Below are 26,160 nucleotides of genomic sequence, written 5' to 3' on the forward strand. Positions count from 1 at the left end.
CGCGACCTGGCTCAGCGGTTGCGGCGGGTGACCAGCTCGGCCAGGGCCAGCAAGTCCTCGGCGGCCGAGGGCTCGGGCACGGCGACGGCGAGGTGCTCGATCGCGGCGGCCATGTGCTCGCACGAGGCGCCCTGGGCCCAGGCGCGGCCGCCGGCCCGCTCGACGGCCTCGGTGGCGCGCTGGACCTCGGCCGCGGTGAGCGGACGGTCCAGCGCGTAGATCTCGGCGAGTTCGGCCCCGGCGGGCGTGCCCGAGCCGAGCGCCGCCACCACGGGCAGCGACTTCTTGCGGACGAGAAGGTCCGCGCCGACCGGCTTGCCGGTCACCGCGGGATCGCCCCAGATCCCGATCAGGTCGTCGATCAGCTGGAAGGCCAGGCCGATCTCCCGGCCGAAGGCGTCCATTGCCGCTGCCCCGGCCTCGTCCGCTCCCCCGTAGAGCGCGCCGATCGCGCAGGCGGTGCCGAGCAGTGCACCGGTCTTGGCCTCGGCCATGGCGAGGCACTCGTCCAACGAGACGGTGCTGCGTTGCTCGAAGGCGCAGTCCGCCTGCTGGCCGTCACAGAGTTCGACCACGCAGTGGGCCAGCCGGCGCAGCGCCGGACCGGTCGCGGCATGGGTGTCCTCGGCGAGGGTGCGCAGCGCGAGCGAGTGCAGCGCGTCGCCGGCCAGGATCGCCTCGGTCGCGCCGAACGCCCGCCAGGCAGTGGGACGATGGCGCCTGGTCACATCGCGGTCGATCACATCGTCGTGCAGCAGCGTGAAGTTGTGCACCAGCTCGACCGCCGCGGCGGCCCGGACGGCGGACCGCACGGCTGGGGAGTTCAGGGAGAAGGAGTCCGCCGCGCGGGAGTTCGCCGCACAGGCCTGGGCGGCGGCCAGCACCAGTGCGGGCCGGATGGCCTTGCCCGCATCCGCCTCGGCGGGCGTACCGTCGACCTCGCGCCAGCCGAAGTGATAGGCGACGACCCGGCGCATCGACTCGGGCATGCTCTCGACGGCGGCCCGCAGGGCCGGGTCGACCACCGTGCGGGCCCGGGCCAGGATCTCCAGCGCCTGGTCCTCACCGAACGGGGCGATCTGCTCGATCGATCCGGCCCGGGCGGACGGTATGGCACCGACGCCCCGGGGCTGGTCGGCCGATTCGTTGTGGTTGTTCTCTCGACTCAGTGTTTCGGCGCCCATGATCTGGCCAGCCCCCCAGTTGTCGGGTCGCCCCGGGGAATGCCCCGGGGCGACCAGGAATGGACAGTCTCAGCCGCGCGGGCGGGCAATTTCGACGTTTTCCAGCACACCGATCGCGTCGGGCACCAGAATGGCAGCCGAGTAGTACGCACTCACCAGGTAGGAGATGATCGCCTTCTCATTGATCCCCATGAATCGGACCGAGAGGCCGGGCTGGTACTCATCAGGAATTCCGGTCTGGTGCAGACCGATCACGCCCTGGTTGTCCTCACCGATACGCATCGCCAGAATCGAGCTGGTGTGGCCGTCCACGATCGGGATCTTGTTGCAGGAGAGCACCGGCACCCCACGCCAGGAGGGCACCTGCTGCCCCTGGTACTCGATCGTGCCGGGGTAGAGGCCGCGGCTGCTGCACTCGCGGCCGAAGGCGGCGATGGTCCGCGGGTGGGCCAGGAAGACCTTGGTGCCGCGGCGGCGGCTGAGCAGCTCGTCCATGTCGTCGGGGGTGGGCGGGCCGGAGTGGGTCTGGATCCGCTGGTCGTACTCGGTGTTCTGCAGCAGGCCGAACTCGGGGTTGTTGATCAGCTCGTACTCCTGGCGCTCGCGCAGCGCCTCCACGGTGAGCTTCAACTGCTGCTCGATCTGGTTCATCGGCTCGTTGTAGAGATCCGCGACCCGGCTGTGCACCTGGAGCACCGTCTGGGCGACGCTGAGCTCGTACTCGCGCGGAGCGACCTCGTAGTCCACGAAGGTGCCCGGCAGCTCGTGCTCGCCCTCGTGGCCGGCCGCGAGGGCGATCTCGGCCTCACCGTGCCGGGTCTGCGGCTGCTGGGCATCGGAGAGGTACTGGAGGACCTGGGCGCGCAGCGCCTCCGAGCGGTCCGCCAGCTCCTGGAAGGCGGGCCAGGCGAGGGCGAGCAGCGTACCGGCGGTGGCGGCCCGGACGCTGAAGGGCCAGTGGCCCTCGGCCTCGGTCAGCGCCTCGTCGCCGATCCGGTCGCCGTCGGCCAGCACGCCCACCACGGCGTGGTCGCCGTACTTGCCCGTGCTGATCTTGTTGACCTTGCCGTGCGCGATCAGATAGACCTCGTTGATCGGCTGCCCGGCCTCGAAGATCACCTCACCGGCCTGGAACTCCCGCTGGACGAAGCGGCCGGCCAACTGCTCCAGCACCGCGTCGTCCTCGAAGTCGCGCAGCACCGGCAGCTCACGCAGCGAGGGCGGGACGATCCGCACCTCGGCACCGGTCTTCACAAAGCTCACCCGGCCACGGCCCACGGCATAGCTGAGGCGCCGGTTGACCCGGTACGTGCCACCGGAGACCTGCACCCAGGGCAGTGTGCGCAACAGCCAGCGCGAGCTGATGCCCTGCATCTGCGGTGCGGACTTGGTGGTGGTCGCGAGGTTCCTGGCCGCGGCCGTACCGAGACTCTGCTGCTGGTTCTCAGTCGAGCTGCCGGGTGCCGGAATATTGAGATCGGTCTCAGTCGTCATAACAGGACCCTCCCCCATGGAAGATGATGCGGACGTATGCATTCCAGAGTGAGGCCACGACGATCACAACGCAATCACTCGGACGAGTGATTGCATGAGCGGATCAATAAGTACGATTAGCCAGTCTGCTCGATTTACTGTTCGGGAGAATTCCGCGCAGAATCGTTCCTCGATTGGTCCGGCAGTGGTCAGAAAGGGTCCGTCAGCCGGGGCCGTCCCAGTCCAGGGTGGGTGCCAGCCAGCCCTCCAGGGTCAACAGCCAGCGCTTGACGTCCAGCCCCACCCGCCCGTTGCCGAAGCCGCCCAGCCCGTCCGCGGCCACCACCCGGTGACAGGGCACCAGCACCGCCAGCGGATTGGCGCCCATCATCTGGCCCACCGTGCGCGCCGCCAGCCCCGGGCTCTGCGCGACGTCCTCGAACACCCCGCTGCGCTGGGCCAGTCGGCCGTACGTGATGGTCTCGCCGTAGGCCACCGTCCGGTACAGCGTCTCGAGCACCACCTGGTGCGGACCGCTCGCCAACCGCCAGTCCACCGGCAGCGCCAACTCCCGTGAAACGCCCGTGAAGTACGCGGCGAACCGCTCGGTGACCGCCGCCACCCGGCGCCGGTCGGCGCAGCGCGGCGCACCACCGGGCACCGACTCCGGCGTGAACTGCACACTCGCCACCCCCCGTTGGGTGACCCCGACGCTCAGCGGCCCGGTGGGCAGCGGGCTGGGCACGGTGACCCACTCGATCGCGCCGCCACTCATGACCGCTCCCCGGCCACGGCCTCGCCGACCGCGGCACCGGCCCCCCAGCCGGCTCCGCCCGCCGGCACCGCTCCGCCCTCAGACCCCGCTCCGGTCGCCGGCCCCGCTCCGGTCGCCGACCAACTGGCCAGCAGCGCGAGCCGCTGCGCCGTCGCACTGCCCGCCTGCGCCGTGTAACCGACCAGCGTCTGGTCCGGGTCCCCCGGCAGCGCCAGCGTCTCGTAACCCAGCTCCAGGTCACCCACCAGCGGGTGCCGCACCAGCTTGGTGCCCCAGGTCTTCTCCTTCACCTGGTGGTCCGCCCAGAGCCGGCCGAACTCGGGGCTGCGCACCGAGAGCTCGCCCACCAGCGCGGAGAGCTTGGCGTCGTCGGGATGACGCCCCGCGTCCAGCCGCAGGTAGGAGACCGTCTCGGCCGCCACCGCCTCCCACTGCGGGTAGCACCCCCGCGCCGACGGGTCGAGGAAGACCTGCCAGGCCATGTTGCGCCGGGTGAGGGCCGAGAAGCCGGCCACCGCGTCGGCCAGCGGGTTCCAGGCCAGCACGTCCAGTCGCCGCCCGAGGACGAAGGCCGGCACGTCCGCCATCATGTCGAGCAGCCGAAGCAGTCCGGGCCGCACCTGCTGGCTGCCCCGGACCGGCACCGCGCGCCGGTCGCCGGAGCGCGGCGGCCTGGCCAGCACCCGCAGGTGCTCGTGCTCCACCGCGTCCAGTTCCAGCACCCGGGCCACCGAGTCCAGCACCGCGTCCGAGACGCTCTGACCGCGGCCCTGCTCCAGGCGGATGTAGTAGTCCACGCTGACCCCGGCCAGCTGGGCCACCTCCTCCCGGCGCAGGCCGGGCACCCGGCGGTGCCCGTAGGAGCGCAGCCCCACGTCCTCCGGCTGGATCCGCGCCCGGCGCGACCGCAGGAACTCCCCCAGTGTGTTCTCCATACGATCAAGCCTAAGTCCCGGCGCCGACAGCCTTCCTGGTACTGGCAGACCCAGGAACAGCATCACCCTGCCAGGTCGCCCGGGACCCGAGCAGCATCGGTTCCACCGGCACGGACGCCGCGCTGCCGCAGGCCTCAGGCCGCCGCAGATCCTCAGAGGGAGACCGAGATGACCATCACCAGCTACCCCGAGCTCGCCGGCCGCACCGCCGTGATCACCGGCGCCGCCTCCGGCATGGGCGAGGCCACCGCCCGCCTGCTGGCCGCCGGCGGGGCCCGGGTCGCGTTGCTGGCCCGCCGCGCCGACCGGCTGACCGAGTTGGCCGAGAAGATCACCCTGGGCGGCGGCCAGGCCCTGGTGGTGCCGGTCGACATCACCGACCAGGCCGCCGTGGACGCCGCCGCCGCCCAGGTCCGCGCCGCCTTCGGCCGGGCCGACCTGGTGGTCAACTCGGCCGGCGTGATGCTGCCCAACCCGGTCGCCGAGGGACGGACCGACGAGTGGACCCGGATGATCGACACCAACCTGACCGGCGCGCTGCGGGTGATCAACGCCTTCCGCGACGACCTGGTGGCGGTCGCGGCCGAGGGCGGCACCGCCGACCTGGTCAACGTCTCCTCGATCGGCGCCCACAGCGTCTACCGCGACTTCGCCGTCTACTCCGCCACCAAGGCCGCGCTGACCCACCTCTCGACCGTGCTGCGCGCCGAGTTCGGCCCGCTGGACGTGCGGGTGACCAACATCGAGCCCGGCCTGACCCGGACCGAGCTGGGCAGCCACATCGACAACGCCGGCATCTCCGCCGTCCTGGACGGGATGTTCGAGAGCATCCCGCCGCTGACCTCCGAGGACATCGCGGACCTGATCGGCTGGACCGCCAGCCGCCGGCGCGGGGTCAACCTGCGCCAGGCAATGATCCTGCCGACCCGTCAGGTCTGAGCCGTGCCCGGTGTCCGGTCGAGGACCGGCTCGGCGACCAGTGGCAGCCCGTCGCCGGCCGGGCCGTGCAGCTCCAGCAGCACCACCTCGTTGCGGCCCGGGCGCAGCAGCGGCCCCGGCAGGTAGAGGGTCTGTTGCGGCCCGATGTCCCAGTACCGGCCCAGCAGGAAGCCGTTGACCCAGACGAGGCCCTTGCCGTGGCCCTCGGTCAGCACGAAGGCGTCGGCCGGGCGGTCGACGTCGAGCACGGCGCGGCGCAGCACCGGACACTCCGTCAGATCCGCTGTCAGATCCGCTGTCGGATCCGCTGTCGGATCGGCCTCCTGCGGGAACGGCAGGCCGCTCGGATCGTCCAGCGGCAGCCCGTACATCCGCCACCCCAGCAACAGCTGCCCGCCGAGCCTGACCCCGCCGGTGATGCCCTTGCGATCGGCGAGCTGCGGCCCGTAGTTGACCCGTCCCAGGTTCTCCACCAGCAGGTCGAGCCGGGCTCCGCCGGCCGGGACCGCCAGCCGGAGCGCCTGCTCCCCTTCGGCCGTGCGGTCCAGCACGCCCACCGGCCGGCCGTCCAGGAAGACCTGCGCCCGGTCGCCGAGCCCGTCCACCACCAGCTCGGCCGTCTCGCGCGGACCGCTGATCCGGGTGCGGTAGAGCACGAAGCCGTAGGACTGGTCGAGTTCCTCCATCGCTAGGGTGGCGGCCGAGTGGACCGGGGCGGCCAACTGCTCCGCGAGGTCGAGCAGCGGCAGCGGGGGGCCGAGGGGCAGTGTCCGGGGCGGCAGCGTCTGGGCCGGCTCCTCGGCGGGCGGTTTCGGCACCTCGGTGTAGCGGCCGAGCACTTCGCGGAACGCCCAGAACTTGGCCGTCACCCGCCCGTCCTCGCTGATCGCCGCGTCGTAGTCGTAGCTGGTCACAGTGGGGCGCAGCCGCCCGTCCTCCAGGTTGGCGCCGTTCAGGTAACCGAAGTTGGTGCCGCCGTGCGCCATGTAGAGGTTGACCGAGGCGCCGGCCGCCAGCAGCTCGTCCAGCACCCTGGCCGCGTCGGCCGCGTCCCTGGTGTGGTGCGGCGAGCCCCAGTTGTCGAACCAGCCGTTCCAGTACTCCATGCAGACCGCCGGCCCCTCGGGCAGGTGTCCGCGCAGCACCTCGAAGCTCTCCGCGACCCGGTCACCGAAGTTGACGGTGGGCAGCACCCCGGGCAGCGTGCCGCCCTGCAGCATCGGGTGGCTGGGGCCGTCGGAGGTGAAGAGCAGCGATTCGGCCCCGCGCCGGCGCAGGCCCTCGGCGAGGTGGCGCAGGTAGTCCGCGTCATTGCCGTAACTGCCGTACTCGTTCTCCACCTGGAGCGCGATCACCGGTCCGCCCGCCTCGGCGAGCAGCGGGCGGACCACCGGCAGCAGCGCGTCGAACCAGCGGTCGACGGCGGCCAGATAGCCGGGGTGCGCACAACGCAACCGCATCGCAGGGTCCTTGAGCAGCCAGGCGGGCAGGCCCCCGAACTCCCACTCGGCACAGATGTACGGCCCGGGCCGGAGCAGCACCTTGAGGTCCTGCCGCTCGGCCGCCCGGACGAACGCCACCAGGTCGAGCCGGCCGGTGAAGTCGTAGCTGCCGGGCCGCGGTTCGTGCAGGTTCCAGGCGACGTACGTCTCAACGGTGTTGAGGCCCATCGCGCGCAGCAGGGCGAGCCGGGAGTCCCACTGCTCGGGCAGCACCCGGAAGTAGTGCAGTGCACCGGAGAGGATCCGCAGCGGACGGCCGTCCAGCGTGAAGCCGTCCCGGTCATACGTGAGGCTGGGCATCGCGAGAAGCTCCTCGGGGTGGGGTCTCGACGGGCGCGGTGAACTGCCGCCCAGCAGACCACGCGGCTCGCCGCGGGTCGAGCGGGGCGCGCCCACCCCCGCTGTGCGGCTCGTCACGCCCGGCCGGAGCGGTCTTCACCCCATGCAGCGGCGGACCCGGGGTCCGCCGTTCGCAGAGCGGGGAGGTCGACCATCACCGGCCCCGCCCGTTGGGTCTGCCAGCCATGGGTGCAGTCGCCCAGCGCACCGCCGGGCTCCCAGCCGGTCATACCGCCTGCGGCCGTGAAGCTCGCGTCGAGCCAGTGCCCCCGCGCCGGACCGGTCCCGGCGGTGGTGTCCTGCACCGCGGCGGCCGCCGTCCGCAGGGTGTCCGGGTGGACCCGGATGTCGTTCAAGGCCGCCCCCTCGGCGCCCGGTGACGTGTCGCGACAGGGAGCACAGCGGGACGGCGGCCACTGGGTCGCCCTCGAATTTTTCGGTCAATCACCGTTCGAATCAGGCGAGTTCCCCTCCTCCTCGGCCGCCGCACCCACCGCCCAGAGCCCGGCGTAGACGCCGCCCAGAGCCAACAGCTCCTCGTGCGAGCCGAGTTCGACGATCTGCCCGGCCTCCATCACCGCCACCCGGTCGGCGTCGCGCGCGGTGTGCAGCCGGTGGGCGATCGCGATCACCGTGCGGCCGGCCAGCACCGCCGCCAGCGAGCGCTCCAGGCGACGGGCGGCGCGCGGGTCGACCAGCGAGGTGGCCTCGTCCAGGATCAGCACCCTTGGATCGGCCAACACCAGCCGCGCCAGTGCGAGTTGCTGGGACTGGGCGGGCGAGAGCTCGACTCCGCCGGCGCCCACCGGGGTGTCCAGACCCAGTCCGCCTGCCCACTCCCAGGCCTCCACCGCGCGCAGCGCCGCGACCATCTGCCGCTCGTCGGCCGCCGCCCGGCCCAGCGCGAGGTTCTCGCGCAGCGAGCCGTGGAAGACGTGGTGCTCCTGGGTCACCAGGGCGACCTGCCGACGCCGTTCGTCCAGCGGCAGATCGGCCAGCACCGCGCCGTCGACCAGCACCGCACCGCGGTGCGGCGGGTGGATGCCCGCCAGCAGCCGGCCCAGGGTGGACTTGCCGGCGCCCGAGCTGCCGACGATCGCCAGCCGCTCCCCGGGACGCACCTCCAGGTCGACCCCGCGCAGCACCGGCTGCCCGGCCCGGTACTCGTGGCCGACGCCCACCGCCCGCAGCCGCCCGGGGCCCCGCCGCCGCTGCGTCGGATCCGTCTGCCGGGCGGGGGCCGCGGCCTGCGCCACCCCCAGCAGGCGGGCCAGCGAGGCGCCGCCCACCTGGAGGGTGTCGAGTTGCGCGATCACCGTGTCGACCGGTCCGATGGTCTGCTGCACGTAGAGGACGGCCGCGGTGACCGCCGCCAGCGAGGCCATGTGGTGCAGGTAGTAGAGCCCGCCGATGACCAGCGTGGCCACCACCGGCAGCACGTAGGCGGTGTCGGAGATGGGCAGGAAGACGGTGCGCAGCCAGAGCGTGTGCCGCTCGGCCGCGTACGAGCGGGCGATGTCCCGGCCGGCCCGCTCCTGCCTGCGGTGGGCGATCCGCAGCGCCTCCACCGTCCGCGCGCCCTCGACGGTCTCGGTCAGGCCCTCGGCGAGCTGGGCGTAGGACGCGTTCGCGGCCAGGTAGCCGGCCCGCGCCCGGGACAGGTACCAGCGCGTCGCACCCCACAGCACCGGCACGGCCACCAGGCACGGCAACGCCAGCAGCGGCCCGAGCAGCAGCACCGCGCCGAGCGTGAGCACGATAATTCCGGCCGAGACCAGGGTGTCCGGGACGGCCTGGCGCACGGCCCGGGAGAGCGCGTCCACGTCCCGGGTGGTGCGGCTGACCAGGTCGCCGGCGCCGGCCCGTTCCACGATGGCCGGCGGCAGCGCGAGCACCCGCTCGACGAACTCCTCGCGCAGCTCGGCCAGCACCTTCTCGCCCAGCCGCGCGGAGGCGAAGACCGCGACCTGGAGCAGCCCGGCCTGCAGGGCGACCGAGAGGCAGATCAGCAGCCCGGTGCGGGCGGCGTGGTCGACGCCGCGCCCGGACTGCTCGACCAGTTCGCCGAGCAGCCGCGGGGCGAGCAGCCCGCAGGCGGCCGCGAGCGCGTGCAGGGCCAGTGCACCGGCCAACTCGGCGGGGTGGTGCAGCGTCAACCGGCGTGCGTACGAGCGGACGTCCCGGGCGGAGGCGACGGGCAGCATGGCAGCGTCGTGGTCGGTGCCGGTGCCGGTGCCGGTGCCGGTGCCGGTGTCGGTGACAGCGGTCATGCCGGGTCCCCTCCTCGGGTGACGACGCTGCGGTACTCCGGGTCGGCGAGCAGCTCGCGGTGCGTTCCCTCGGCGACCACCTTGCCGCCCACGACCAGCACCACCTGGTCCGCATGGGAGAGCAGGATCGGGCTGGTGGCGAAGGTCACCGTGGTGCGCCCGGCCCGGGCGGCGCCCAGCTGCTGGGTGATCCGGGCCTCGGTGTGCGCGTCGACCGCACTGGTGGGCTCGATCAGCACCAGCACCCCGGGGTCGACCAGCAGGGCCCGGGCCAGGCGCAGGCGTTGCTGCTGGCCACCGGAGAACTCCCGCCCGGACTCGGCGATCCGGCCGTCCAGCCCACCGGGCAGCGCCGCCACGATGTCGCGGGCCGACGCCGCCGCCAGGGCGTCCAGCAGCAGCCGCTCCTCGGCCACGGCCCGGTCCGCCGGGTCGAGTTCACGACGCAGCGGCCCGCTGAACAGGCGGGCGTCGCCGGGCGCCACCAGGATCCGCTCGCGCACCTCGGCCAGCGGCAGCTCGGTCAGCGGCACACCGCCGTACTCGGCCGCCGAGTCGGTGTAGCGGCCCAGCCGGTCGGCGAGTCCGGCGACCTCGTCAGGGTCGGCGCAGACCACGGCGGTCCACCGGCCCGGCTGGACCCGCAGCCCCGTCCCGGGGTCGTGCAGCACGCCGCAGGCCGGCATCACCGCCCGCCCCGCGTCGGCCAGTTCCGGCTCCAGCGTGAGCAGCCGGATCACCCGGGCCGCCGCCACCCGGCCCCGGGTCAGCTTGTCCGCGGCCTCGGTCAGCCGACGCAACTGCGGTGCCAGGAAGACCGCGTAGCCGTAGAAGGCGACCAACTGCCCGATGCTCAAACGGCCGTCCAGCACCTCGCGGGCGCCGAGCCAGACCACGACGGCCACCAGCGTCCCCGGCAGCAGCACCTTCGCGCCGTCCAGCAGTGCCTCCACCCGGGCCAGCCGGACCCCGGAGCCGCGCACCCGCTGCGAGGTCGCCCGGTAGCGGTCGGCGAAGATTCGCTCCCCGCCGATCCCGCGCAGCACCCGCAGCCCGCCCGCGATGTCCACCGCGAGCTCGGTCAACTCGCCCTGCCCGGCGCGCAGCTGTTCCTGGCGGCGGTGCAGCGGACAGATCAGCCAGGCCACCGCCCAGGCCATCAGCGGCACCCCCACCAGCACCACCGCGCCCAGCTCGGGAGCCGTGCTCAGCATGATCACCGCCACCGCCACCGCGGAGACCGCGGCCCCCGAGGCGCGCGCGGCCACCTCCATCAGCCGCCCCAGCGCCGCGATGTCGCCGCTGCCGACGCTGACCACCTCGCCGGCCGAGACCCGCTTCGGCAGGGTGGCGCCGAGCCTGCCGGACTGACGCGTGATCAGTTCGGCGGTCAGGTAGGTCGCGCCGAGCTGGCCCATCAGGCTGCACCGGTCGCGCAGGATCGCCGCGGTGTTCACCACCAGGCCGAGCAGCAGGACGGCCCCGCCCCACCGCAGCAGCGCGTGCTCGTCGCGCCCGACCATCCCGCTGTCGATCGCGCGCCCGATCGCGGCCGGCACCAACGCCTCCGCGAGCAGGCCGACCACCCCCAGCAGCACGCCCCAGGCCACCGAGACCCGCAGCCGGCCCGCCAGCCAGCGCAGGAAGCGCTGCGGTGACCGGCAGTCCGGCTGCTCCCCCGCCGCGTCGGCCCCCGGGCCGGCGCCCCCGGCCGGGACGTAGCGCATCGCCCGTCCGAGCCCCCAACCCCCGTCACCCGTCGCCGCCGCCACCGCTCCTCCGTCCGTCGTGCCTGCCGGGCGCCGCTGGGCACGCGCGGGCAAGCCGTCCGCGCACCCCGAGTCCGTGTCGGACGGGCGGGCGGGCGGACGGCTGGTCGGTGCGTGTGATCGCCGACCGCCGGTCAGCAGCCGTCGATCGTCAACGGCGGCGGACGGCCGGATGCGGCCTCGGTCGGCCAGAGGAACCGGCGGGCGGAAAAGCGCCCCACCCGGTCCTCACCCCGAGCCCGCGGCACTCGAAGTCCGCCGGGACATCCTGCTGGACGGGTGCACACGGAGCAAGCGAAATGGCGGCGTCGCCGCCGGGCCGCACCGGACGCACTCGGGCGACCTCGGACGCACTCCCGGGCGACACCGGCGGCACGCCCGGGCGGCACCGGCAGCGCCCCCGGGCAACACCGGCAGCGCTCCCGGCCCCCCGGCGGCCGGGTCAGCGGTCCAGCCGTCGCCCCCGCCACGGCGTGCGCCCGGGCCGGCCCACGAGCCGCACCGGCACCGGCACCAGCTCGCCGCCGACCCGTGCCGCGGCGTGCAGATGCAGGTGGGGCTCGGTGGTGTTGCCCGAATTGCCCACCTCGGCCAGCGGCTGCCCGACCTCGACCCGCTCGCCCACAGCGACCCGCAGGCTGCCCGCCCGCAGGTGCGCCAGCGCCAGCACCACCTCCCCGCCGGCCTCGACCCGCAGCAGCAGGTGGTTGCCGTAGGCGTGCTGCCGCACCTGCGGCGCCGGCTCGAACGGGCTGGCCTGCACCGGCTGGTCGGCCTGCCCGTCGAGGACGGCGAGCACCGTCCCCGCGCAGGGCGCGGCCACCGTGGCGCCGTACGCCTGGTAGGCCGCGAGCCGGCGCGGGGCCGGACCCCGGGCCCTGGCGCCGAAGCGGTTCAGGCAGAGCAGGTCCAGCGCGTACCGCTGGACCGGGTGCCCGGCATGGTGGTTGACGCCGCCCCCGCCGCCCTGGCCGATCAGCACCCGGCTGCCCGGCAGCGGGTTGGCGATCAGCAGCGGCGCGCGCTCGCCGGGAGCCTCCCGCAGGCCGCGCAGGATCGCGGCGGCGGCCAGCCAGGCCGACCCCGCGAAGGCGAGCCGCAGGTAGCCGCCCCGACCGGTCGGCAGTCCCGGCAGCCGCGCCAGGCCGACGGCCGCCAGGACCAGCGCGGCGGCGACCACCGGCAGCCGGGCGTACTGGCTGGCCCAGCTCCAGGGCACGCCGAACCAGCAGACCACCGCCAGGGCGGGCACGCCCGCCAGCGCGGCCAGCGTTCCGGCCCGGCTCCCGGCCAGCACCGAGTCGACCGCCATCGCCAGCAGGACCAGCAGGAAGCCCAGCGCGATCGCCGGCCCCCGCAGGTCGCGCAGCCGCTCGCCGACCGACCGCGGCCGTTCGGCCGGGACCGGCTCCAGCAGCAGTTCGGTGATCAGGCCGCGCCCGTCCACCGCCACCCGCGCCTCGACCACCGCCCGCGGGCAGCGCACCCGGTAGCGGCCCGGCGACGCCTCGTCCGCCCCTGCCGCATCGTCCGGTTCGATCGTCCACACCCTGCCCAGCAGCGGCCGGAGCTCGCGGCGGAGCTCCGCGAGTTCCTCGCCGGTCACCTCCGCCAGGAACTCCGGAGCGAAGAGCGAGTGATCAGGACGCGAACCTGTCAGATAATCTCGCAAGCGCTCCTGCTCGACATCCATCCTGCTCACGCGCGCGTTCCCCCTCGCACGACCTTCGGACCCCCCGGATCGCCGACTCAGTCTCGTTCCGGGCGACCGGCCGGTCAAGCTCAACCTCCGCTCCCCGTGGAACTGTTCGGGCCCGCACCGCGTCGATCGATACGTATCCGTCCCGCCACCCCAGTCCTGAGGTCCCACTGATGCCGATACCCAGGCCCTCTCAGCCGGCCGACCCGTCCCGCTCGGCCTCCCCCTTCTTCCCCTCCCGCCGCCGCCTGCTCACCTGGGGCACCCTGGGCGCGGCCTCGCTGGCCTCCGCCGCGCTGGCCGGCTGCTCGGACTCCGCGCACGCCCACACCGGCGCCACCCCGGGCGAGAGCCCGTCAGACTCCTTCTCGCCCAACGCCACGGTCGACCCGAACGCCATCTCCGCCCTGCCCAGCCCCGCGGCGGCCTCACCGGTGGCGGTGCGCACCAAGCCGGTCTTCAAGGTGCACGACATCCTGCCGAACGCACCCGCCGACGCGATCGCGCTGACCATCGACGACGGCCCCGACCCGGTCTACACCCCGCAGGTGCTGGCGCTGCTGCGCAAGTACGACATCCGGGCCACCTTCAACGTGGTGGGGATCCCGGGGCACGCCCACAAGGACCTGATCCGCCAGCTCGCCGCCGACGGGCACACGGTGGCCAACCACACGATGACCCACCCGCAGCCGCTCTCGAAGCGCACCCCCGCGGAGATCGAGAAGCAGATCACCGACGCGCAGTCGGTCATCGTGGACGCCGGCGCCCCCGCTCCGACCCTGTTCCGCTCGCCCGGCGGCGACTGGTCCCCGGCGATCTTCGCCGCCGCCGCCAAGTACGGGATGCTCCCGATCGACTGGGACGTCGACCCGGACGACTGGAAGCGCCCCGGCGTCCCGAAGATCACCGAGAAGCTGATGGCCGCCAAGCCCGGCGACATCCTGCTCTGCCACGACGGCGGCGGCAACCGCTCGCAGACGGTGGACGCGCTGAAGACCGTGCTGCCCGCGCTCAAGGCCAAGGGCCTGAGCTTCGTCACGCTCTGAGGCGCATCCGTCGGCACGACCGTGGCACCAGCCGCACTGACCACCCGCGCGCCCCGAACAATGACCAAGGGCCAGGCTCCCCGGGACTACCCCGGTGACCTGGCCCTCGTCGTGCGCTGTGGAGCTCGAAGCCCTGAGCCCCCTGTCGGGTTCGAACCGACGACCCCCGCTTTACAAGCCCCACCCGGATCCTGACGGGGCGTGATCGCTAGTGCCGCGTGGTGCTGTTCCGGCTGCTCAGCGCCGCGCGGCATGCTCCGTGATCCACCACCTCTGGACAGCTCCTGTCATCCCGTCCGCTCACGCATCGCTCGCGCATCTGGAGTGCAAGACGCGAAGATGATCAAGCGCTCGCCCCGCAATGCGAGCTCACCGCCGCTGAGTTCGGGGCCGCCCCAGCAGACCTCAACCAACCGCAGGACCGAGGTGTCCGAGGCGTGAGGCATCCTGCCCACCTAGCCGGCTCTCCCTGGCTGGCGCAGCACCCGCTCGTGACAAGGAGGCGGCCGCACGCCGTTACCAGGCCGCGACAGAACCTGGTGACTGGAACAGTGCTACCGGCCGCAGCAAGGGCAAATCTGGGAGGTCGGTCCCAGGTCTACCTTGATGATCCAGTCCCTCCTGGACTCCTCGGTCAGGCGGTCCTGAATGGGCGGGTTGCCGCCGATGTACTCGTTGACGACAGTGACGAACTCGGCACGCTGGGTCGGCGTGAGGGCAATGAATCCCTGCAGAACTGCGGCTACCTTGCTGTCCATGTACAGGCTCCTCGCTGGCGACTAGAACTTTCCGCAGACACCACAGTCGGATGGGTCCATTGAGGTTGGAGTTAGTTGGCAAGCCGGACATTGACGCCGGAACTTGCGCAACGCGGCACGCATGCCCATGCGGCGTTCCTTCTCCGTCACGCCCTTCTCGTTGTCTCTCTCCCGCCGGGCAGTGTCTTCGACGGTCAGCTTCTCGAACTGAGCCCGCAACAGATGAAGGCTAGGAGGATCTTCGCCCAGTGCAGCGAACCTGGAGGCGAGCGATTCGTTAGCTGTGGCTGAGGCAGAGGAGTAGGACAGTTCCTCCGGCCAACGCTTGACGAGGGACCAAAGGCTCAAGGCAAGTTGTGCCGCCCCGATCACGGACGCGATGACGAGGACTAGGCTCCAGACCTTTCCCTTGCCGAAGGTTCCTACCAATGCTCCGACGAGCAACGGGACGGCGAAGCCGACCCAGGTCAGCAGGTCAGTCTTGTGCTTCAGACGGCTGGTCCGCTTCTGGAAGATATAGCCGGTCCCGTAGGCATGCAGGGCCGCGTCCCAACACTTGCGCCGGCAGTCGTCGATACCTGCCGCCATGTGCCCTTCCCCACCAAACTTCCCGCCCTCCGACGGCAACGGAAGGTCCCCAAGTCACGCGACACTCGCGGTGCAACTGGAATGACACGATTCAGAAAAGCTTCCGAATTTCCCTAGCGAGGTCCCGGTGAGCGGGACTCAGCCCGCGCTCCTTCCGCCAGCCGACGACTGGATTATACGAGTCCGGCTTGACAAAAGGGCGCTCGCGTACTGCCACAGCTCCTGGCGATAGCAGATAGTTCGTTGTCAATACTGTCGCATTGTGGGCAAGCAGAAACTCAAGGACTCGGAACTGCTTCTCACTACTACGAGACAGCCGACTGAGCGCAGACAGTGGAACGACTTCTGCCGCTCCGGCCTGGATCTGCTTCATCAGACCAATAAGCGCCTGATCGAAACGTGGGTCAACTGCGGATGCCACAACCGCATTAGCGCGATTGACGCCCTTGATGGCACTACTTTCCTTGACCTGCACCAACTCGTCAGAACGCGGCAGCATTGGCATAGGACCATGAGGCGATTCATAATTGATCTCACCCTCATGGCTGGCTGCCATGAGATCAGACAATGCTGCCATACATGCCCATGCTCTTGGGTAGCGCACGTCAAGCCCAGCCAACGGATTGAGACCGATCGGCTGGGCCGGGGCCTCCAGGAGCGCGCGAAGAGGAACTGTGGCAGCTTCAGTGATAGCCGCGATATCCCGATTGCTCAGCAGTCCATTCAGGGCGTGCAATTCCTCCAGAGAACTGTTGCGGACTACAACGACCACCGCTGCCCTTAGCCATGCAGGAGCATTGATCGGCCTATGCTGCGTCACCTCCTCAAGAAACGGGGTGATAAGAACGTCGAAATATTCGGCCGGCAGGGCAACAGTAGCCTGAGCGCGGCCCGCAACGTCGCGGGCAACAAGGTCTGCTTTTTCTCTTGAGGCGCCCGCCTTTACCAGCAGCCGAGGTAGCATCTCACCGCAGAAGTCGCGCTCGAAGCTAGACTCTGACGATGCGCCATCACTGTCAACAGCGATACTCATGGAGAATGCCCCTCCTTCGGTGCTCAGCCACCAGGCCGCCATGTCAGCGTATCGCCCAGCACCCCGCCAAGTCATTAAAAGACGAAAGCCGGTGCAACCAGCGCCGAGAGGACGAATCACGCAGTGCCCATGACACGACGACTGGCCACCGCCGAACGCACATGATCCCCCGCGCGGCTTCAACCTCTCAAGGGGATACAGCAAGCACTCACAGCTCGCTACTGTTGCTCCATGTAGTCGATTGCCTACGGGTAGCTGGGGGCAGGCGTGGCTGGAGGCGAGGGTGTGACCTTCGGCGAGTTCATCGCCAAGCTGCGCGGGCGCAAGGGCTGGTATCAGCGCGACCTCGCCGCCGAGGTAGACCGGACCGAGGACTGGGTGTCCGGCGTCGAGCGCGACGTCATCCCGGTGCGGAAGGTCGAGATGCTGTCCCTTCTCGCCCGCGTTCTCGGCACAACGCTCGACGAGTTGCTCGCCCATCCGCAACCCGCCGCAGCGTCGTCCGCTTCGCCTCGACGCAAGGTCAGCTCGGCTAGGCTGACAGCCGATCCGGCTGCCGAGGAGGTTGACGACGAGGTGCGACGCCGCGAACTCCTGGCCGCTGCCGCTGCCGCCGTCTTCACCCCTGTCATCATCGGTGCCCAGCCTGCCGGCGCGAGCCCGGCACCACTGGCTCCGTTAGAGGACCTGGTGCTGAACGGGACGGCAGCGATCCCCGGACAGCGCGAGCCCACCCTCGAGAGCGTTCGAGCCTCGCTCGCGACGGCACGTCAGGAGTTCCGGGCCGCCCGCTACGACGCCCTCGGCCAGGCCCTCCCGGGATGGATCGCCGCCGCGCAGAGCGTCGGCGCACCGGAGGAGTCGGCCCGCGCAGTGGCTGCGCTCTACAACATCGCGGCTCGGCTGTGCATCAAGGTTGGCGACAACGGCCTGGTCGCCATCACCTCGGACCGTGCCCTGACCGCCGCCCGGGTCAGCGGCGATGGCCTGGTCGTCGCCGAGGCCCAGCGGATGGTTTCCAGCGCCTGGCGCAGACAAGGGCACTTGAGCCGAGCCACCGACATCGCCGTGCGGGCCGCACATGAACTGCAGCGCAACGACAACATCCCGGAGCCGGCCCGCCTCGCTGCCCAGAGCGACCTGTACGCCACCGCCGCCTACACCGCCGCGAAGCTCGGCGACCGCAGCTACGCGCACTCGCTGATCAGCGAGGCAGCTGACACGGCTCGCGCCGCCGGCGACACCGACGGCATGCAGAGCGTGGCCCTCCACCACGTGTCGGTGCACTACGAGCTCGGCGATGCGGGCCAGGCGATCGAGCTGGCCCGGACGATCAATCCGGCCGCACTGCCCACCTCCGAGCGGCAGGCGCGCTTCTTCATCGACGTGGCCCGCGCCTACGACCAGTGGGGCAAGCCGAGGCAGACCTACCGTGCACTGCTGGCTGCCGAGCAGGCCGCTCCGCAGGAGATCCGCCGTAGCTCCGCACGCCAGATCGCGACTGGCCTACTCAGCCACGACAGGACCCTGCCCGGCGTGCGCGACTTCGCCGCCCGCGCAGGCGTCCGACTCGTCTGACCCGTAAGCGTCTTACGGGCCCGTAGTCGCGCTACGGACCTGATCTTCGCCGGAGCCCTTCACTGAGGACAGCCACTCCTGTCCCTGCTGACGAGAGCGCCGGTATGCCGACGAACAGCCTCTCCTCCCCCGCCGTCTCCAGTCCGCGCCACCGTGCGCCCGACCGCGACCGGCTCGGCACCTTCCTGACCGCGTCCTGGGCTGCGCTGCACCTCCCCGTGTTCCTGCTACTCGGCCTCTCCATCCACCAGGCCGACGTGCACCCTCAGGCGGCCATCCCCGCCACCACACCTGACCTGCCCGTGAGCTAGGTCAGCCACCTCTTCACTCGCTCGCCCGAGAGGAGAACAGCTATGCACCATGCCCCCGAAATCCCAATGCTCAGTGCTGAATTGGCGCGCATCGACTACCGCACCACCCCGGAGTACTACTTCGACACCGAGCAGGTCACAGACCCGGTTGTGCTCCACCTGCTCAGCTGCTGCCCCACCGTCTTCGGCCTCAAGAAGGCCATGACCAACCTGCTCGCCGGCCGTGACGGCTTCTCTCTGCCCACCTCGGAGGGCGTCATCGAGCCCGGCGCCATCGTCCAAGGAGAGGTCATCGTCGCGGCCGGCGCAGCTATCGCTGAGGGCGCGTTCGTCACCGGCCCTGTCCTGATCTGCCCCGGTGCCGTCATCGAGGCCGGTGCCCGAGTGCGCGACAACACCGTCATCGGGCCCGGCTGCCGGGTCGGTTTCGGCGCCGAGGTCACCCGCAGCCTGCTGATCGGCGGCGCCTTCATGAAGCACACCAGCTTCGTCGGCGACTCAGTCCTCGGCTTGGGCGTCAACATCGGTGCCTTCGTCTCCACCACCGGCCTGCGGTGCACCTCCGGCCCGGTCACCGAACCGGCCACCGAGGAGGTCAACGCCTACCTTGACGGTCACCGCATCGCCACTGGCCAGACCAAGTTCGGCGCGGTCATCGGCGACGGCGTCATCATCCCGGCCGGCACCGTGCTCCAGCCCGCCACCCTCATCGGCGCGCACACCGTGCTCTACCCCAAGACCCAGGTCGGGGGCTTCTTCCCCGCCGGAAGCCAGGGAAGGTGACCATGGACCAGACCCCGCTGCCGCCCATCACCGACGACCGGACCGTCCACATCACCGGCGGCCACCGCCTGGAGGGCGCGGTGCCGGTGCAGGGCAGCAAGAACATCGCCCTGCACCTGTACGCCGCCGCCCTCCTGGCCGACGAGCCGCTGACCCTGACCGGCACCCCGGAGATCCTGGACACCCTGGTCTGCGCGGAGATCCTCAACCACACCGGCACCCCGACCAAGGTCATCGGCGACCGCTTCGAGACCGTCCCAGCCGCCGCCTGGTACCCGGTCATCCCCGACCAGCTCGGCCGCCGCATCCGCATCACCGCTGTCATGGCCGCCGCCCTGCTCGCCAGGGCCGGACAGGTCACCTTCCCGCTGCCGGGCGGCGACGCCTTCTGCCGGCGCCTGATCGACCGGCACCTCGCCGCAATGGAGGCCGCCGGCGCGACCCTGGCCGTCACTGGCACCCACGTGAAGGCCCGTATCGCCAGCTGGGACTCGGCGCCCTTCACGACCGACGCCGCCACTCGCTCCTGGGGCCCGAGCCTGGGCGCCACGGTCACCGCGATGCTGCTGGCCGCCCGCATCCGCGGAACGTCCACCATCCTCAACCCCAGCGTCGAGCCCGAAGTGATGGTCACGGCCTCGGTTCTCGCGGCCGGAGGGGTCGGCCTCACCTGGAAAGGCACCGCCGCCCTGCACGTCACCGGCACTGATCGCATCACCGGCGGTGCCTTCCAAGTCCCGCCGGACCGGCTGGAGGCCGCCACCCTCGCCCTGGCCGCCACGATCACCGGCGGCACCGTCCACCTGGACGACTTCCCGACCAGCGAGTTCCCCACGGGGTTGGTGGCCGTCTTCGCCGACGCCGGAATCGAGCTGACCTCTGTGAACGGCGGCACGCTCGCTCGCTGCCCGACCGGCCCCCGCGCCCTGCACATGGTCACCGGCCCCCACCCCGCCTTCCCGACCGACGTGCAGCCTCAGCTGACCGCCTTCCTCACCCAGGCCCCGGGCGGCTCACAGATCGAGGAACGGGTCTACACCGAGCGCGGCACCCATGTCGGTCCGCTGCGCGCGTTCGGCGCCGCCGTCAACGTCGATGGCTCGGTCATCACCGTGCGCGGTCCCGCCGCGCTCGTCGCCGCCGACGTGGTCGGGGAGGACATCCGAGCAGTCACCGCGATGCTGATCGCCGCCCTGGCGGCCGAGGGCACCTCTACGATCCGTGGCATGTACCACCTGCGACGCGGCTACGGCGGCCTGCTCCCCAAACTGGCCTCACTGGGTGCCAGGTTGATTATCGATCAGGAGATGCCGTGACCACCTCTTCGTGGAAGCCCACCGTGCTCGCCGATCTGCGGGAGTGCCTGAAGCTGCTGACCGCCGACGGCACGGTGCCCGGCGGTGTCATCGCCCACGGCACCTTCGACGGCGAGCCGGGCTTCCTGACAGCGGGCATCGTAGCCCCCGAGTGCACCGGAGCCCGCCCCGGCCCGGACACGCTCTACGACGCGGCCTCGTTGACCAAGGTGCTGGCCACCTGGCTGCTGATCTTCTTCGGCTGCATCGACATTGACCGCCCGGTCCACACCTTCCTGCCCAGCGTGCCGGCCGAGGCTCCCGGTGCGAAGGTGACGGTTCGCCAGATCCTCACCCACACCACCGGGCTGCGGGCCGTTACCCGCTTGGACCAGTACCGCGGCCGGACCGAGGACCTGGCCCAGTTGATCTGCGACGAGTCGCTGATCGGCAAGCCCGGGGCCAGCCACCGCTACATCAACCGCGGTTTCATCCTCGCCGGCCTCCTGCTCGCTCAGGACGCAGGCCACCGCCTGGAGAACCTCGCCGCCGAGGCATGGGCCGCTCTCGAGATGACCAATACCACCTACGGGCCCATCAGCCGCTCGAGCCAAGTCGCCCCGACCGAAAGGCGCCTGGCGGGAGCCCCGCGCCTGTGGGGGATCCCGCACGACGACAACGCCGCCCTGCTGGGCGGGGTAGCCGGCCACGCGGGTGTCTTCACCACCGCCGCCGACCTGGCCACCTACGCGGGCACCCTCCTGACCTGTCACCGCGACGGCACCCGGCTGGGCCGCTGGCTGGCCCAGAGCATGGTCCCGCAGGTCGCGATCGAGCCCGGTCTGGACCGCGGTCTGGCCTGGATCCTCGCCGACGACGGACAGGTCGCCTACCACCACGGCTTCACCGGCACCAGCCTCTACCTCGCCCCGCGCACCGGCCGGTACCTGGCCATCTGCACCAACGCGGTCTATCACCACGAGGCCAACCGCACCCGCCTCGCACCCCTGCGCGCCCTCGCGCTCAAGGCGATCACCGCCGAACCCTAGGGAGGAACCAGCCGTGGCCCCGACCACGCTCGCATCCCTGACCACCCTGCGCCTCGGTGGGCCCGCCGATCGCGTCCTGGTCCTCTCCGACCCCACCGACTGGCCCGACATCGTCCGAGCAGTCCACGAACAGGGCGAGCGGGCGCCCGTCGTGCTCGGACACGGCAGCAACGTCATCGCCTCCGACGCCGGTTACCCCGGCACGGTCGTGGTGGTGAACACCCGTGGCATCGCCGCCGAGCGGGCGGCCGACAGCACCGTGGCCGTCACCGTCCAGGCCGGCCACCCGCTCACCGACCTCGTCAGCTGGGCCGCTGCAGAGCATTTGGCCGGGATCGAGTGCCTGGCAGGCATACCCGGCACCACCGGAGCCGCCCCGGTGCAGAACACCGGCGCCTACGGCCAACAGCTCGCGGACACCCTCGACTACGTCACGGCCTGGGACTGGCAGACCAACCGACTGCTTACCCTGCCCGCCCACACGTGTCGGCTCGGCTACCGCCACAGCCGTTTCAAGGTCGAGATCGGCCGCTGGACCGTCCTCAGTGTGACCTTGCACCTCACCCGGACCAGCCAGGCCGCGCCAGTGACCTATCAGCACCTCGCCGCCGAACTCGGTGTCCCGATCGGCGCCTGTCCTACCGTGTCCGAGGTGACCGCTGCGGTGCTGACCAACCGCCACCGCCGGGGCCTCCTGCTCAACCCCCACAACCCGGAAGCCCGTCAGGTCGGCTCGGTCTTCCTCAATCCGCGCGTCACTCCTGTCCAGGCCCACCGCTGGTCAGCCGCAGGCTGCCCGGCTCACCGCGACACCGACGGCCAACTCCGAGCAAGCGCGGGCTGGATGCTGGAGCACGCCGGATTTCGGCCCGGAGACACCGTCGTCGCGGGCGTTCGCTGCTCGGCCTACAGGAGCCTCACACTCGTAGCCGACCATGGAGCCACGGCAGCGGGCTTCACCAAAGCGCTCCTCCGGCTCACCGGGCGAGTCGCCGCGAGCACCGGAATCACTCTTCGACCCGAGCCCACTGCTATTGGCTTGTGCAAGCAGCCCTCAGAGTGGTGTCCCGACTCGGGCACGTGAGGGAAGAGGCCGTTGGAGGCGCCGCAGGTCGCGGACTCACGCAGCAGCGAACAGCGGCGTGCTGGCCGCCCCGTGGGCCCTCGGTACGGCAGGCCTGGGCCACCCCCTTCTCGGCGGCAGGCACCCCTGGGTCTGCTGCCGACTCGCGGGCGAGCTGGGGTAAGGACTCCTTACCCCACAACTTGCTCCGCCTGCGGTCTCAGCCTGTGGTCCTCCGTCGGTCTGTCCCTCGCGCAATTCCTGGACATGCCGTCACAGTCGTCCCACCCGTCGCATTGCTGGTCAGGCTGGTACGGATCGCGGAGACGGGACGGCTGGACTCGTTGCGGGGAAGTGACCCGTCCCCGCCCTGAGCTGGGCGGGGACGGGTGGTACGGGTGGTGGAGGGTCAGCGGCCGATCCCGGAGGGCTGCTCGGCCGGATCGGGGCAGTAGCGGTTCCAGGCGTCCAGGAAGCTGTTGCGGGTGAAGCCCTTGCGCTGGGTGTCGCGGTCGAAGCGGATGTTCGCCGAGCTGATGCCGTAGTCCTTGAGCAGGAGCTGCAGTCCTCGTGCACTCAGCCCGGTGGGTCCGCACTCAGCCCACGGTGCCTCGCTGTCAGCCTTCAGGGCGGCCAGGAGGTGCTCGGTCGACAGGGCGTCCGGGTTGCCGCCCGCTGCGAAGACTCGGCGGATGTCGAGCAGGATCCCGCTCTTCAGGCCGCCGTCCTCGTCCTGTCCGGACTGCGCGGTCATGGCGCGGCAGGCCGCACGGGCGCGGACGGGCCACTCGCCTCCGGCGAGGTCGGCGACCGCCACCAGCGGCTCCCAGGTGTCCGCCGCGCGGTCTTCGACGGGCATGGGAGGCTCCAACTCGCCAGCCACGTCGACCAGAGGTGCCACCCATGCGCGGAGGCGGTCCCGCAGGCCGTGCAGGCCCGGGGTGTCCCGAATGGTGCGGATCGAGGCGATGCTCTCGCCCGGTGCTCGGCGGCGCATGCGGATGACCACCGACCGTCCATGAACGTGTCCGGAAGGTCACCGCTCCCGGCCAGGGCCGCCACGGCGATGGTGGGGAACTTCATCGGCTTGTGGTCGGGCCCGGGTACCCGCAGCGTGGGCCGATTGCGCTGGCGACCGGCGTTCAGCGGGCCGCGCAGCTCCTCGTTCTTCTCTGCCGCCTTGACGCTGTCGAACAGGGTGTCAGCCTCGTCCACCAGCAGGGTCGGCGGCTTGTCGGTGATCGACCGGAAGATGGCCGCCGGGGTCGCGTTGACCGTGATGAGCGGGTCGTGGACGGTCTCGGTGATCACGTCGAGCAGTCGGGACTTGCCGCACCGCTCGGCCGGGCCGGTGACGGCCAGGCAGGTGCGTGCTGCCAGGCAGGCTGCAGGTGGGTGACAGCCACCCACAGAGTCACCGCGTCCAGGGCCTGCTCGGACGGCAGGATGACGTACCTGGCGATGGCCGAGCGGAGTTCGGACAGCAGGCCCGCACCTGGCGTTGCTGGGGCGACCGGGTCACCTGACCGGGCGCCCGGGTCGGTCAGCACGAACACCGCGCACACCAGGCCATCCGCTCACGCAAACGGCCTCGGACGACTCGTCCGAGGCCGGCGATGAAGCCCCAGAAGGCCAAACCTGCAGCTCATCCAAGGTGATTCTCTGAGCCCCCTGTCGGGTTCGAACCGACGACCCCCGCTTTACAAGAGCGGTGCTCTGGCCAGCTGAGCTAAGGAGGCATGGCGGCCGGCCACGGTGAGCCCGTGGTGGCAACCGGGTGGCAGTCTACCGGCAGGGGTGGCCGGTGTGGGGGTGGGCGGGTGCTGAGAAGGGGACGGGAAGTGGGGGCGGGGGTGGGCAGTGTGATCGGACTGGTATGAGGAGGGGCTGACAATCGGACGAACGGACAGGTAGCCTCGGCCCGAACCGATTCTCCTGTGGTCTGGACCACCAGCGGCGCCGGTTCGAACAATCCAGCCTTTACTCGGATCGTCCGGCACGTTCCTGCCGGTGAAGGAGAGCACAGCCATGGCTTCTGTCACGTACGACAAGGCGACCCGCCTCTACCCGGGCGGCACCAAGCCCGCCGTCGACGCGCTGGACCTGCACATCGAGGACGGCGAGTTCCTCGTTCTGGTCGGCCCCTCCGGCTGCGGCAAGTCGACCAGCCTGCGGATGCTCGCGGGCCTGGAGGACGTGAACGGCGGCGCCATCCGGATCGGCGACCGCGACGTGACCCACCTGCCGCCGAAGGACCGGGACATCGCCATGGTGTTCCAGAACTACGCGCTCTACCCGCACATGACCGTCGCCGACAACATGGGCTTCGCGCTCAAGATCGCCGGCGTCAACAAGGCGGAGATCCGCAAGAAGGTCGAGGAGGCCGCCAAGATCCTCGACCTCACCGAGTACCTGGACCGCAAGCCGAAGGCGCTCTCCGGTGGTCAGCGCCAGCGTGTCGCGATGGGCCGCGCGATCGTCCGCGAGCCCCAGGTCTTCCTGATGGACGAGCCGCTCTCCAACCTGGACGCCAAGCTCCGCGTCTCGACCCGCACCCAGATCGCCGGCCTGCAGCGCCGCCTGGGCATCACCACGGTCTACGTGACGCACGACCAGACCGAGGCCATGACCATGGGCGACCGCGTCGCGGTGCTCAAGGACGGTCTGCTGCAGCAGGTCGACACCCCGCGCCGGATGTACGACAAGCCCGCCAACGTCTTCGTCGCCGGCTTCATCGGCTCGCCCGCGATGAACCTGGTCGAGGTCCCGCTGGTGGACGGCGGCGTGAAGTTCGGCGGCTCGGTGATCAACATCGACCGCGAGCACCTGGCCGGCGCCGGCAGCGACAAGACGGTGACCGTGGGCATCCGCCCCGAGCACTTCGAGATCGTCTCCGGCGGCGGCATCGAGGGCGTGGCCGTCACGGTCAACGTGGTCGAGGAGCTCGGCGCGGACGGCTTCGTCTACGGCACCACCAAGCTCGGCGGCGAGGACGCCGACATCGTGGTCCGGGTGCACGGCCGGCAGATCCCGGCGAAGGGCGAGACCGTGCACGTGGTCCCGACCGGCGGCGAGACCCACGTCTTCTCGACCAGCACGGGCGCCCGCCTCAGCGCCTGATCGGCAGGACCGGCCAGCACACCAGTCAGTACGACCAGTCAGCAGGACCGGCCAGCACACCCGAACGACCACTCAGGGCCCCGTCGGACACGCGTCCGGCGGGGCCCTGACGGTGTATCACTCGTCCGTGTGACGGTGTGTCCGCACCGTCTCACACGGCGCTACCCTCACTCCCGTGAAGCAGCTCGTTCGCCGCATCGGCCAGACCCTCGCCCTCACCCTGCCCGTGGTCCTGGTGACCACCGGCACCCTCGCCGTGACCCGGGTCGCCTGGGCCCCGCCCATCCGGGACGACCAGCAGGTGGTCGCCGCGACCAGTGCTGCCGGCACCGGCATCGGGCGCAGCCCGGCGACCGGCACGACCGGCCCCGACGGCACCGGCCCGGCCGCCGCGCACCCCGGCCTGGCCCCGCAGGACGCGCTCCGCGCCGACCTGCTGGAGGAGCTCCGCTCCCAGGGGGCCGGCTCGGCGCTGGACCTGCTGGAGCGCACCATGCGCGAGCAGCCCTCGCTCACGCCGTACTGCTCCACGCTCGCCAAGGAGTTGGGGCAGGCGACGCTGAAGCTGTACCAGGGCGACGTGCAGCGCGCCCGGTCCTTCGCGCGCCCGGTCTGCGACGGCTCCTTCGCCGCCGGCATCACGGGCTGACC

General features: G+C 71.3%; 22 protein-coding genes, 1 tRNA gene and 1 pseudogene. 10 read left to right on the forward strand and 14 right to left on the reverse strand.

Going from position 1 to position 26,160, the window contains the following annotated elements:
* Positions 1–11: 11 nt before the first annotated feature.
* The 4 genes from OG294_RS18235 to OG294_RS18250 all read right to left on the reverse strand — a co-directional run bounded on the left by OG294_RS18235 (position 12) and on the right by OG294_RS18250 (position 4,367).
* Complete coding sequence (locus OG294_RS18235; RefSeq protein WP_327067559.1) at positions 12–1,184, reverse strand: family 2 encapsulin nanocompartment cargo protein polyprenyl transferase; 1,173 nt, start codon at positions 1,182–1,184, stop codon at positions 12–14.
* 69 nt (positions 1,185–1,253) lie between these two features.
* Positions 1,254–2,678: a family 2B encapsulin nanocompartment shell protein gene (locus tag OG294_RS18240; protein ID WP_327067560.1), complete on the reverse strand. Its 1,425-nt coding sequence runs from the start codon at positions 2,676–2,678 to the stop codon at positions 1,254–1,256.
* Between the two features lie 202 nt (positions 2,679–2,880).
* Complete coding sequence (locus tag OG294_RS18245; protein WP_327067561.1) at positions 2,881–3,432, reverse strand: methylated-DNA--[protein]-cysteine S-methyltransferase; 552 nt, start codon at positions 3,430–3,432, stop codon at positions 2,881–2,883.
* Positions 3,429–4,367 (reverse strand): helix-turn-helix transcriptional regulator, encoded by a 939-nt coding sequence (locus tag OG294_RS18250; protein WP_327067562.1) that lies wholly within the window; start codon positions 4,365–4,367, stop codon positions 3,429–3,431. Before OG294_RS18250 ends, OG294_RS18245 begins: the two co-directional genes overlap by 4 nt.
* Before the next feature lie 168 nt (positions 4,368–4,535).
* Here OG294_RS18250 and OG294_RS18255 point away from each other — a divergent pair, with 168 nt between their 5' ends.
* Positions 4,536–5,306 carry an SDR family oxidoreductase gene (locus OG294_RS18255; protein ID WP_327067563.1) on the forward strand — a complete coding sequence of 257 codons (771 nt, stop codon included), beginning with the start codon at positions 4,536–4,538 and terminating at the stop codon, positions 5,304–5,306.
* Here OG294_RS18255 and OG294_RS18260 read toward each other — a convergent pair.
* From OG294_RS18260 to OG294_RS18280, 5 genes are all read right to left on the reverse strand, one after another.
* Positions 5,297–7,108 (reverse strand): glycoside hydrolase family 35 protein, encoded by a 1,812-nt coding sequence (locus tag OG294_RS18260; RefSeq protein ID WP_327067564.1) that lies wholly within the window; start codon positions 7,106–7,108, stop codon positions 5,297–5,299. The genes OG294_RS18255 and OG294_RS18260 overlap by 10 nt on opposite strands.
* 113 nt (positions 7,109–7,221) lie before the next feature.
* Positions 7,222–7,503: a hypothetical protein gene (locus OG294_RS18265; protein ID WP_327067565.1), complete on the reverse strand. Its 282-nt coding sequence runs from the start codon at positions 7,501–7,503 to the stop codon at positions 7,222–7,224.
* An 84-nt stretch (positions 7,504–7,587) separates the two neighbouring features.
* On the reverse strand, positions 7,588–9,417 hold the full coding sequence (locus tag OG294_RS18270; RefSeq protein WP_327067566.1) for an ABC transporter ATP-binding protein: 1,830 nt from the start codon (positions 9,415–9,417) through the stop codon (positions 7,588–7,590).
* Positions 9,414–11,144: an ABC transporter ATP-binding protein gene (locus tag OG294_RS18275; RefSeq protein WP_327067567.1), complete on the reverse strand. Its 1,731-nt coding sequence runs from the start codon at positions 11,142–11,144 to the stop codon at positions 9,414–9,416. Before OG294_RS18275 ends, OG294_RS18270 begins: the two co-directional genes overlap by 4 nt.
* Before the next feature lie 484 nt (positions 11,145–11,628).
* Entirely contained in the window at positions 11,629–12,879 is a 1,251-nt protein-coding gene (locus OG294_RS18280) for a M23 family metallopeptidase (RefSeq protein ID WP_327071590.1), read from the reverse strand.
* Between the two features lie 179 nt (positions 12,880–13,058).
* Between OG294_RS18280 and OG294_RS18285 the strand changes: the two genes are divergently transcribed.
* Positions 13,059–13,931 carry a polysaccharide deacetylase family protein gene (locus OG294_RS18285; RefSeq protein WP_327067568.1) on the forward strand — a complete coding sequence of 291 codons (873 nt, stop codon included), beginning with the start codon at positions 13,059–13,061 and terminating at the stop codon, positions 13,929–13,931.
* A gap of 554 nt (positions 13,932–14,485) precedes the next feature.
* Here OG294_RS18285 and OG294_RS18290 read toward each other — a convergent pair.
* The 3 genes from OG294_RS18290 to OG294_RS18300 all read right to left on the reverse strand — a co-directional run bounded on the left by OG294_RS18290 (position 14,486) and on the right by OG294_RS18300 (position 16,310).
* Positions 14,486–14,689 carry a hypothetical protein gene (locus OG294_RS18290; RefSeq protein WP_327067569.1) on the reverse strand — a complete coding sequence of 68 codons (204 nt, stop codon included), beginning with the start codon at positions 14,687–14,689 and terminating at the stop codon, positions 14,486–14,488.
* Between the two features lie 21 nt (positions 14,690–14,710).
* Complete coding sequence (locus OG294_RS18295) at positions 14,711–15,277, reverse strand: mobilome CxxCx(11)CxxC protein (protein WP_327067570.1); 567 nt, start codon at positions 15,275–15,277, stop codon at positions 14,711–14,713.
* Positions 15,278–15,368: 91 nt separating this feature from the next.
* Entirely contained in the window at positions 15,369–16,310 is a 942-nt protein-coding gene (locus tag OG294_RS18300; protein ID WP_327067571.1) for a hypothetical protein, read from the reverse strand.
* Positions 16,311–16,595: 285 nt separating this feature from the next.
* On the opposite strand from OG294_RS18300, the gene OG294_RS18305 reads away from it, so the two are divergent.
* The 6 genes from OG294_RS18305 to OG294_RS18330 all read left to right on the forward strand — a co-directional run bounded on the left by OG294_RS18305 (position 16,596) and on the right by OG294_RS18330 (position 22,410).
* Entirely contained in the window at positions 16,596–17,888 is a 1,293-nt protein-coding gene (locus OG294_RS18305; protein ID WP_327067572.1) for a helix-turn-helix domain-containing protein, read from the forward strand.
* A gap of 104 nt (positions 17,889–17,992) precedes the next feature.
* The gene (locus tag OG294_RS18310; protein WP_327067573.1) at positions 17,993–18,199 is read left to right on the forward strand and encodes a hypothetical protein; all 207 of its coding nucleotides are present in this window, start codon (positions 17,993–17,995) and stop codon (positions 18,197–18,199) included.
* An 81-nt stretch (positions 18,200–18,280) separates the two neighbouring features.
* Positions 18,281–18,982, forward strand: a complete 702-nt coding sequence (locus OG294_RS18315; RefSeq protein WP_327067574.1) for a hypothetical protein — start codon at positions 18,281–18,283, stop codon at positions 18,980–18,982.
* Positions 18,983–18,984: 2 nt separating this feature from the next.
* The gene (locus tag OG294_RS18320) at positions 18,985–20,298 is read left to right on the forward strand and encodes a UDP-N-acetylglucosamine 1-carboxyvinyltransferase (protein WP_327067575.1); all 1,314 of its coding nucleotides are present in this window, start codon (positions 18,985–18,987) and stop codon (positions 20,296–20,298) included.
* Positions 20,295–21,326 carry a serine hydrolase domain-containing protein gene (locus OG294_RS18325; RefSeq protein ID WP_327067576.1) on the forward strand — a complete coding sequence of 344 codons (1,032 nt, stop codon included), beginning with the start codon at positions 20,295–20,297 and terminating at the stop codon, positions 21,324–21,326. The genes OG294_RS18320 and OG294_RS18325 overlap by 4 nt, the downstream gene beginning before the upstream one ends.
* A 13-nt stretch (positions 21,327–21,339) precedes the next feature.
* Positions 21,340–22,410, forward strand: a complete 1,071-nt coding sequence (locus OG294_RS18330) for a UDP-N-acetylmuramate dehydrogenase (RefSeq protein WP_327067577.1) — start codon at positions 21,340–21,342, stop codon at positions 22,408–22,410.
* 388 nt (positions 22,411–22,798) lie between these two features.
* Here OG294_RS18330 and OG294_RS18335 read toward each other — a convergent pair.
* Positions 22,799–23,936: pseudogene (locus tag OG294_RS18335) on the reverse strand (DUF3631 domain-containing protein).
* Positions 23,937–24,054: 118 nt separating this feature from the next.
* Positions 24,055–24,128: transfer RNA gene (locus OG294_RS18340), tRNA-Thr, on the reverse strand.
* Between the two features lie 289 nt (positions 24,129–24,417).
* Here OG294_RS18340 and OG294_RS18345 point away from each other — a divergent pair.
* Together OG294_RS18345 and OG294_RS18350 are read left to right on the forward strand one after the other, a co-directional pair.
* Entirely contained in the window at positions 24,418–25,509 is a 1,092-nt protein-coding gene (locus OG294_RS18345) for an ABC transporter ATP-binding protein (RefSeq protein WP_327067578.1), read from the forward strand.
* A gap of 175 nt (positions 25,510–25,684) precedes the next feature.
* The gene (locus tag OG294_RS18350; protein WP_327067579.1) at positions 25,685–26,158 is read left to right on the forward strand and encodes a hypothetical protein; all 474 of its coding nucleotides are present in this window, start codon (positions 25,685–25,687) and stop codon (positions 26,156–26,158) included.
* Positions 26,159–26,160: the final 2 nt, after the last annotated feature.

Origin of the sequence: Kitasatospora sp. NBC_01302 (assembly GCF_035976515.1) — a bacterium.
GTDB lineage: Bacteria > Actinomycetota > Actinomycetes > Streptomycetales > Streptomycetaceae > Kitasatospora.